The organism is Arenimonas maotaiensis (assembly GCF_014638745.1).
In the GTDB taxonomy this organism is placed as follows: domain Bacteria; phylum Pseudomonadota; class Gammaproteobacteria; order Xanthomonadales; family Xanthomonadaceae; genus Arenimonas; species Arenimonas maotaiensis.
In genome coordinates this window covers 1-705 of sequence record NZ_BMFO01000015.1, presented here as the reverse complement: position 1 = coordinate 705, position 705 = coordinate 1, and the positions used below count along the sequence as shown (strand labels likewise).

Annotated in this window: 1 protein-coding gene; it reads left to right on the top strand. The window is 47.9% G+C overall.

What is annotated here, in order from left to right; all coding sequences use genetic code 11:
- The coding region (locus IEV56_RS10525; RefSeq protein WP_229730255.1) for a hypothetical protein at window positions 1–601 on the top strand (601 nt) is incomplete at its 5' end.
- Between the last annotated feature and the right edge of the window lie 104 nt (window positions 602–705).

Genomic DNA, 705 nt, shown 5'->3' with positions numbered 1-705 from the left:
CGTTAGAACCCCATCTAGGAAGTTCGGTATGCTGCGGCTTCTTCTCACCGTGACCTTGCTTTTAATTACTGGAGATGCAATTTCCTGCTCATACGCTCCCTCCAAGTCATTTCGCGAACAAATTCAAACAGCGGACCAGATTTATATATTTCGCCTAGAATCATTGGCAGAAGTGAAGGATCAATTTATCACGAGCAAGAGAGGCCTGGACGGAAAACTTGGCCCGCCAGTAAGGTCCGAAGATTACATGGGCACAGTTGCGGGAAGGATTAAAATTGTTCGCGTCTTACGCGGCAAGCCTCAAGCCCAATTCATCAGATTTAGAACATCATCGTGTGGAGGCCTTCGGCTGGACGTTGGTCACTATTTTATTGTGGCTACATCAACCAAAGGTTTAGTCCTTACTCCTGCTTTGTTTGGCGACGAATCTATACTCAATTTTAGAGGAAGCTATTCAGAAGACGCCGAGACCAAGGACAATGACAAGTCATACATCCTCAGAAACGTTCTTCCTTTCATCAATGGCAAACCGCTTCCGCCAGGCTTCCCAGATTACGAGACTCGTAGTTATACTCAGCCCATCGCTTCGCCTGAGCCGTAACAATCTCGCTGATGGGGTCTAACTAATCATCCAAGCGGACAGCCGCCCCGTTACTTGGTATTCTGAGCCTGTTCGCGGCGGCAGCCGCTTAATTCAATCGTTAG